Source organism: Mycobacterium sp., from assembly GCF_032162605.1.
Taxonomy (GTDB): Bacteria; Actinomycetota; Actinomycetes; order Mycobacteriales; family Mycobacteriaceae; genus Mycobacterium.
In genome coordinates this window covers 1-7,440 of record NZ_JAVROT010000533.1, presented here as the reverse complement: position 1 = coordinate 7,440, position 7,440 = coordinate 1, and the positions used below count along the sequence as shown (strand labels likewise).

At 66.6% G+C, this 7,440-nt stretch carries 7 protein-coding genes and 4 pseudogenes; 3 read left to right on the top strand and 8 right to left on the bottom strand.

Translation table 11 applies throughout. The features are described from left to right. Positions 1 to 909, bottom strand: a pseudogene (locus QOI01_RS29595) (amino acid permease); the annotation flags it as partial. A 219-nt stretch (positions 910 to 1,128) separates the two neighbouring features. Here QOI01_RS29595 and QOI01_RS29590 point away from each other — a divergent pair. Continuing rightward, on the top strand, positions 1,129 to 1,860 hold the full coding sequence (locus tag QOI01_RS29590) for an IspD/TarI family cytidylyltransferase (RefSeq protein ID WP_526386705.1): 732 nt from the start codon (positions 1,129 to 1,131) through the stop codon (positions 1,858 to 1,860). Here QOI01_RS29590 and QOI01_RS29585 read toward each other — a convergent pair. The 6 genes and pseudogenes from QOI01_RS29585 to QOI01_RS29560 form a co-directional block, all read right to left on the bottom strand. Further along, positions 1,838 to 2,521 (bottom strand): IspD/TarI family cytidylyltransferase, encoded by a 684-nt coding sequence (locus QOI01_RS29585; RefSeq protein ID WP_526386703.1) that lies wholly within the window; start codon positions 2,519 to 2,521, stop codon positions 1,838 to 1,840. The genes QOI01_RS29590 and QOI01_RS29585 overlap by 23 nt on opposite strands. A 20-nt stretch (positions 2,522 to 2,541) precedes the next feature. Next, entirely contained in the window at positions 2,542 to 3,543 is a 1,002-nt protein-coding gene (locus QOI01_RS29580; protein WP_526386701.1) for a patatin-like phospholipase family protein, read from the bottom strand. Positions 3,544 to 3,565: 22 nt separating this feature from the next. Next, positions 3,566 to 4,213 carry an Rv1363c family protein gene (locus tag QOI01_RS29575; protein ID WP_526386707.1) on the bottom strand — a complete coding sequence of 216 codons (648 nt, stop codon included), beginning with the start codon at positions 4,211 to 4,213 and terminating at the stop codon, positions 3,566 to 3,568. A 29-nt stretch (positions 4,214 to 4,242) separates the two neighbouring features. Next, complete coding sequence (locus QOI01_RS29570) at positions 4,243 to 5,172, bottom strand: Rv1363c family protein (RefSeq protein ID WP_526386700.1); 930 nt, start codon at positions 5,170 to 5,172, stop codon at positions 4,243 to 4,245. A 144-nt stretch (positions 5,173 to 5,316) separates the two neighbouring features. Continuing rightward, positions 5,317 to 5,681 (bottom strand): annotated as a pseudogene (locus QOI01_RS29565) (AMP-binding enzyme); the annotation flags it as partial. 53 nt (positions 5,682 to 5,734) lie between these two features. Beyond that, positions 5,735 to 5,950: pseudogene (locus QOI01_RS29560) on the bottom strand (nuclear transport factor 2 family protein); the annotation flags it as partial. Positions 5,951 to 6,084: 134 nt separating this feature from the next. Between QOI01_RS29560 and QOI01_RS29555 the strand changes: the two are divergent. Continuing rightward, entirely contained in the window at positions 6,085 to 6,216 is a 132-nt protein-coding gene (locus QOI01_RS29555; protein WP_526386709.1) for a hypothetical protein, read from the top strand. Positions 6,217 to 6,230: 14 nt separating this feature from the next. Here the strand turns inward: QOI01_RS29555 and QOI01_RS29550 are convergent, their stop codons facing one another. After that, the gene (locus QOI01_RS29550) at positions 6,231 to 6,842 is read right to left on the bottom strand and encodes a TetR/AcrR family transcriptional regulator (RefSeq protein WP_526386699.1); all 612 of its coding nucleotides are present in this window, start codon (positions 6,840 to 6,842) and stop codon (positions 6,231 to 6,233) included. Between the two features lie 208 nt (positions 6,843 to 7,050). Between QOI01_RS29550 and QOI01_RS29545 the strand changes: the two are divergent. Continuing rightward, positions 7,051 to 7,287 (top strand): annotated as a pseudogene (locus QOI01_RS29545) (cytochrome P450); the annotation flags it as partial. Positions 7,288 to 7,440: the final 153 nt, after the last annotated feature.

Below are 7,440 nucleotides of genomic sequence, written 5' to 3'. Positions count from 1 at the left end.
CAGCACGTCACCACCTTCGATGTTGGCCATGCCCCACGACTGTTCGGGGTCGCCCCACCAGACCTGGGATCCGACGTAATCGGGGTGGAATTCGTAGATGGCCTTCATCAGCAGCGTCTCGTCGTGCCGGGCAGGCCAGTACAACGGATTGAGGGTCACGCCGCCGTACACCCAACAGGTGGTTCCCGCGTGTACAGCGTTGACACCAGCGTCACCAACGCGAAAACCGATAGAACGCTGAGGAATCCGATCGCGGTCGCGCGCCCCACGTCCTCGCGCTTGCGCGCGAAGCGCGAGTAGACGCTGGCGCCCTCGATGCCGAGGAAGACGAAGACCGTGATCAGCATCGTCCCCTTGGCCTGCTCGAAGATCGAGGAGAACGAGCGGTCACCACCGCCCCAGAGGTTTTCGCCGAAGTAGTCGGCCTTGAAGGCGACGACGGCGATGACGATGAACATCAGGATCGGAACGACCTTGGCGATCGTCGCGATCCTGTTGATGATGGCGGCTTCCTTTACGCCCCGCAGAATCAGCAGTTGGAACAGCCATACGCCGATGGACGAGCAGACGACTGCCACCACGGTGTCGCCCGCGCCCAGTGCTGGAAACAGTGCGCTCGTCGTGGTCATGATGAGGACCAAGTACGACGTGTTCCCCGCGCACGCAGGCCCAGAAACCGAACGCGGAGTTGAACCCGACGTAATCGCCGAAGCCGGCCTTGGCATACGCGAAGATGCTGGCATCGGGGTCTGGCTTTCGCGTCGCGAGGCGCTGAAACACGAACGCCAACATGAGCATTCCGGCTCCGGCGATCGTCCACGCGATAACGGCACCCAGGACGCCGGTCTCCACGCCGAACCGGCGTGGCAGGAGGAACACCCCAGACCCGATCATCGAGCCGACGACCATTGCGGTTAGCGTCGGGAGACTGACCTTGTCGCTGGTGGCCTCGGTCGACTTCTCCGCGGTACTCACGTGTCACCTCCTGCTGCCATGTGTGTTCAGCCGAACGGTCCCGCTGACAGACGCTTGCCATTCAGACCCCAACCACGGGGCTGATTGACGCGATCGCCTGTCTGTTCTTCGGCGCGGTGGAGGACGGTGCGAGTCGCGCGCTAGCGTGGGCGGATGTGCGCGACGTCGGAACCCGCCGCGGTCGGCGTGGTGCTGGCCGCGGGCATGGGCACGCGGGTCGGTGCCGACGGCAACAAGGCGTATCTGCGGTTGGCGGGCCGCAGCATGGTGTCGTGGTCTGTGGAAGCAGTCGCCCGCTCGACCAACATCGGCCGCACGGTGTTGGTGTTCCGCCATGGCGAACGTGGCCTCGCCGCCCGCACGCTCGCCACCGAAATCCCGGAGACGACGGTCGAACTCGTCGAGGGCGGAGACACCCGCCACGGTTCCGAGGAGAACGTCCTTCGCCATCTGGCTCCCGACATCGAGGCGGGAGCGATCGACGTGGTGCTCATCCACGACGCCGCCCGTCCACTCGCCGACACGGCCATGGTGGACGCCGCCCTGGTGACGGCGCGCGCGTTCGGGGGCGCCATTCCCGTGCTGCCCGCCCCGGATGTGGTGAAAGTGGGTGTCGGCGGTGGGATTTCACCCACTGACGGCACGCTGGCGCGTGTCCAGACGCCGCAGGCGTTTCGCGCCGAGCCACTGCTCACCGCCTACCGACTGGCTGCCGGTGGGGACTTCGACGGCACTGACACGTCATCGTGCGTCCAGAGTTTCACCGACGTCGACGTGCACGTATTTCCGGGCGCCTCAAGCAATCTCAAGGTGACGTTCGCGCACGACGTCCTGATCGCGGAGCGGCTGCTGCGGGATCGGATCAGCCGGGACGGCACGCGATGATCGCCTCCATCAGCTGCGCGTCGCATGGCAGCTCGACCTGAAAGCCGTTCGCATCGCCGTCGACGGTGCCGATGTCGAGACCAGCTCGCATTGCCGTGGTGAACTCGTCGCCGTCGTCGGCCGCAGATGGGCTCGAAACCAGATCCCAGAGCGCGGAGGCGGTGAAGCCACGCGGATACTGCACGGTGCGCAGGGTGGCGCGGTCCACGGTTCCCAGCACGCTGCCCAGCTCATCGACGGTCTTGACGGTGTCGGTCACCGGCAGCGTGGGCACCACCACGTCGCGGTCGCCGCGCAGCGCGGCGATCACCCTGTCGGCCGCCTCGCCGGGCGAGAGCGGATGGCGGAGGTCGCAGATCAGCACCGGCGTCGACGAGTTGCGTTCGACGCCAAGGTGTTCCAGCCCCGCCACGAGAACCTGCCGTCGCGAAGCCCCCTCCCGCGCCACGGTGACCGCCACGGGGTCCAGGTCGGACTCGTGCAGGCAGGCCGACGCGTCGGAGGCCAGTGCTGGCACGGTCGCGACGACGATGCGGGCATCGGCGACCAGCGTCTGCACAGAACGCACCACACGGACGAGAGGCGCCTGGCCCCCCACCGGGGAAAATGCCGTCGCCGGATCCCCCGTCTGCGGCAGCGGCACGATCGCGCACGGCTTCATCGAGGAGACAGTATCGCCGATCAGCGGAAGCGGCGCAGGTATGCGGCCCAATTCCACTGGGCGAGGAACCGTTCGGCTGCCGCCTGACCCTTGAGGTACTGCGCTTCGACTTCGTTCTCGGTGATGTCGAAGTCGAGGAACCCCACATCTGTCGAGTCCACCCGGATCGCCCGCGCATCGACCCACGGCTGGTTCAGATATGCCTGGTCGCGGCCGACCACCATCGTGGTGATGACGCCCTCGAGCAGATGCGGGGCGCCCAGCAGGCGCAGCGCGGCGAGCGGCGGGATCACCTTGTCGTTGCCGTCGGGCAGGTTCGGCAGCAGCGTGATGCCGAAGCTCGGCCATCGGGGCGCATTCCCGTCGGCCCGGTCGAGTGAGTCGATCGGGAAGTTCGACAACAGCCCTCCGTCGATCAGTGTCGAGGTGAGCCCCGCGGAGCTGGTCAGCGAAACCGGACGGAAGAAGAACGGAATCGACATCGAAGCGCGGACGGCATCGGCGACGCGCTGCTCATCCGGATCGAGTCCGTAGACCCTGCGATAGTCCCAGGGCAATCGCACCAGCTGACCCCTGGTGACGTCGGCGACGGTGACCACCAGCCGATAGCGCTGCTCCGGCGGCAGCTCGTCGTCGTCGATGGCGAGGTCCGCGAATGTGGTCACCCCGAGGTCGGCCAGCTGACGGCGGACCCACTCGTGCGCGTAGTCGCCCCGGTAGATCCCTGACCCGCGCAGCAGTGCGAGCGACGGTCCGACCAGTGGCACCCGCTCCACCGGCCCCGGGTCGAGGAACTTCCGGTAGTCCAGTTGCAACGCCAGTTCCTTGACTCGAGCGCCGGTCATCGCACCGGTGTGCGCCGCGGCCGCGACGATCGCCCCGACGATGGATCCCGCGGACGTTCCGGAAATGCGCTGCGGCTCGTAGCCGGCATCCAGCAGCCCGACGATGGCACCCACCAGGCCGACGCCCTTGACGCCACCCCCCGAGAGCACCAGGTCGGCGCGTTTGACTAGTGTCACGCCCTCGACGGTACGGAAACGACTACACGGGGTCGAAGGCCGAGATGAGCCAGTTTCCGTCGACCTTGGTCAGACCCACCTTCACCGAGCTCGCGGTGAACGAGCCGTCGGGGTTCTCCTTGCTGGTGGTCGTCTGATTCAGGAAGACCAGGACCACCGCCGAGTCGGGTTTCAGCTCCGAAACCGCCGACTGCACGACCGACGCTGACGTCTTCACGGACTTCTGCTGGACCGCAGGCGTCACGATGTCGTGGGTGAACTGGCTGTAGTAGCTCAGGAAATCACCGGTGAGGTGCGACTTGGCGGTTGCAAAGTCCTTGTCCATCGTGTCCGGCGCGTACGACAGCAGCGCGACGGCTCCGGTGGTCGCCGCCTTGATCGTGTCGCCGGCCACGGCTGCGTTGGTTTCCTGGTCCGGACGGAACTGGTTCAGGTAGAGCCAGGACGCCAACCCTGCCGAGCCGAGCAGAAGGACCGCAAGCACGAGCGGGACCAGCAGCCCCCTGAAGCGGCCCCATCGCGGTGCCGCCCCGGCTTCCGAGGGCTCCGCGTCGCCGTCGACGGCGTCCGGGTTCTCGCCGGCCGTCGGGTCGACGACTCCGGTGGTGTCGTCGGGTTCCTCGGCGGTGGCTTCCGCGTCCTCGGCGTCCTCGGCGTCCTCGGCCTTCACGTCGATCACGTTGTCGCTGCGGTCTGAGGTCACGGCACGAACTCGACTTTCGCCAACTTGAGCTGCCCACCGTCGCGGGCCATGTCGACCCGCAATCGCCAGGAGCGTGGTTGTTGCTCCTTGCTGGCGGCGTTGGAAACCTGGGTGGTCACCGCAACGAGAACGGTGGCCGTGTCCGTGGACATCGACTGGACGGCGGTGGCGTTGACCGTCGCCTCCGTGATCACCTTCGACGCCTGTGCCACCTTCGCGAATTCGTCGGACTGACCTTGGAAGTCCTTCTTGAAGTCCCCGGTCGTGTTGTCGACGATCCGCTTCACGTCGGCTTCGGCGTTGTTGAAGTTCAGCGACATCAACGTCACGACGCCTTGACGGGCGGCAGCGGCGAACTCCGCCGATCGCTGCTGCTCCGCTTGGACGCCGCGATGGTGCACGACGATCAGGACGCTGACGACCAGCAGTGCGACCGTGCACAGCACCACCAGCGCCGCCGCGACCCACCTGAGCCGCACGCGCGGCAGCTTGAGACGCCGACGGCGGGCGGGCTCCTCGTCGAGCTCGTCATAGGCCTCGACGTCGGCGTCCGCGGCATCGGCGTCCGCTGAGTCGACGACGACTTCGTCGGCCGCCGGCGTGTCGGCGACCGGCTCGTCGGATTCGATCTCGGCGCGCTTGACGACGTCGACGGGCGCAGGCGCCTCAACCGACGGGCTCTCGGTCGGCGGGGCGGCCTTGACCGCGGCGGCCGCCTCGGCCTGCCTGCGCAGTTTCAGCGCGCGGGCACGGGCGCGCGCCGCGACTGCGGCGGCCTCCGCTGCCACCGCCTCGGCTTCGGCTTCTTCGGCCAGTGCCGATGCGTCGTCGGGCCCTGGTGTCTCCATGACGTCCTTTGGCGCGTCCTTCGGGTCATCCCGAGCATCGCCGTTGAGCACCGATGAGGCTCGCTTCCAGGGCGGCATGCGACCTCCTGTGGGTCGATCAAGATTTCCGCGTGAAGAGAATGGCATTTTCAATTATGAGTATCGCCCTGACGATGCTCCATCTCCGAAGGACCGGATCGGCCTCCATCCTGCGGAAATGCTGCTTTCGCGCTGTACGAGCGCTCAGCGCAGACGATCCTTGACGACCTTGCCCGTGGCGTTCGTAGGTAGCTCGTCGAGGAACTGTACAGACGCGGAACCTTGTATCCGGCCATTCGCTGACGACTCCAGCCGACCAGATCCTCCGCGGTGGGCGCATCGGTCGACGAGCGCAACACCACGAACGCCTTTCCGACCTGACCGAGACGCTCGTCGGGCACGCCGATGACCGCCGCCTGCGCGATGGCCGGGTGCTGCAACAGGAAGCCTTCGATCTCGGCGGGGTAGGCGTTGAAGCCGCCGACGATGAACATGTCCTTCTTGCGCCCGACGATGCGCAGCCGACCCGACTCCGTGAACTCCCCCAGATCACCGGTGTGCAGCCAACCCCATCGGCTCCGTCGCCGTCCACTTCGATCAGCGGCGTGTGCACCTGGTGAGCCGAGCGCGCATTAGTCAGCGACGACCGGATCATCTCGACGGCGGACTCGCGGCCGTGCACCACCGGTACACCGGTCCCCTCGCTGACGTCGAGGACCACATCGTCGGTCATCAGGTCTCCGAAACCCGTCCAGTCTCGCGTGTCCAGGGTGTAGCAGTACCGCGCCTTGGCCGTGGTGATCTCGTAGAACGCGTCGTGCGTGGCTGGGTCAGCCATTCGGACCCCGCTTTCGTCGTCGTCTTTCGTCATCGTCGTCGCTGTTTGTGCGCCATTCTGGCCAACCGAAGGTAATCACGTTCTAATATCTGGGAATTACATTTCCGGCACCTCGAACGCTACCCGCGCGACTGGTGGCGGGGCTCGGTCCGCTGCTCGTGACGTGGAGCCTGGTTCTCGTGGCGGGCGTGCTCGCCGTCGACGGCCAGGTGGTGGCGACGAATCAGGGACCGAAGGGGGCGCTCTGCTCGATCCGCAACTGGTGATGCGAACGCGCGGCTCAGGCGGACGCCGTGGTTGCCACCGGCGCCCGCTCCCCCTCGAAGCGGCGGAGCCACTCCTCGCAGAACGCAAGCATCTCGGCGTGACCCTTCGACATCCCAAGCGCCTGCTCCAAGACCAGCACCTGGGAGACACTCGTCGCGAACAGCGCCCACACCACCGGCGGAACGTCGGCCATCTCGTAGCCGTAGCGCCGCAATGCCGCCGTCATCGCCTCGACCTGCTGGTCACGGAAACGTTCGGCGTAGAACGCGACCTCGGTGCGCAGGGCCTTGCGGTGGTTGGCGAGTCCCATGAACTCCATGGTCAGTTGCGTGGCCTGGGGGTCGGTGCCGAACTCCCACAACGCCCACAGCGGTTGGTCCGACTGGAGTGCTTCGGCCAGGGCTTCGAGGCCCTGCTTCGCTCTGCGGCGGAATACCTCGACGAACATCTCGTCCATGGTGCGGAAGTAGTAGTGCACCAGCTGCGGCTTCAGCCCGGCCCGGTCGGCCACCCGTCGCGAGGTCACGGCGGCGTAACCGTCCTCCAGCATCAACTGCTCGGCGGCGTCGAGCAATACGCCGCGGTTCTTGGCGTCCGGCCCCCCGATCCTCCGGTCCGATGCCATGCCCACACTTCCTTCTCTTCAGACGGTCACGTTCGACAGGCAAATGGTAGACGCGGTCGGGCCCCGTGACCTTGACCGCGACAGTACGCGATGCTACGCATGTGCTCAGCACTTTCAGCCCACGGATTGCGCCATCGCATCGCATCGCATCGGATCCTCGCACTCCCCCTCGTGTCCCGCCTGACGGCATCGGAAGGAACCCAAAGAGATGACCGCCGACTTCGACACCGTCGACTACTTCACCGATCAGTCCCTGGTACCGGATCCACACCCCTACTTCGATCACCTACGCAGCAAGTGCCCGGTGGTGCGGGAGCCCAACTACGGCGTACTGGCGATCACCGGCTACGACGAGGCCAACACCGTGCTGAAGGACACCGACACGTTCTCGTCGTGCATCGCGGTGGCCGGACCGTTTCCGCCGCTGCCGTTCACGCCCGAGGGCGGTCTACCGCCTTAGGCTCGGAGACCTTGTGGCGCCGCGGTCAAGCCAGCCCGGGATGGACACCGGGGATGAGGCCGGCGGCAGCTGCGACACGCTGCAGCAGGTGTCGCAGCGTGTCACGTTCCTCGGCAGACAGCGGCGCGGCAATCTCGT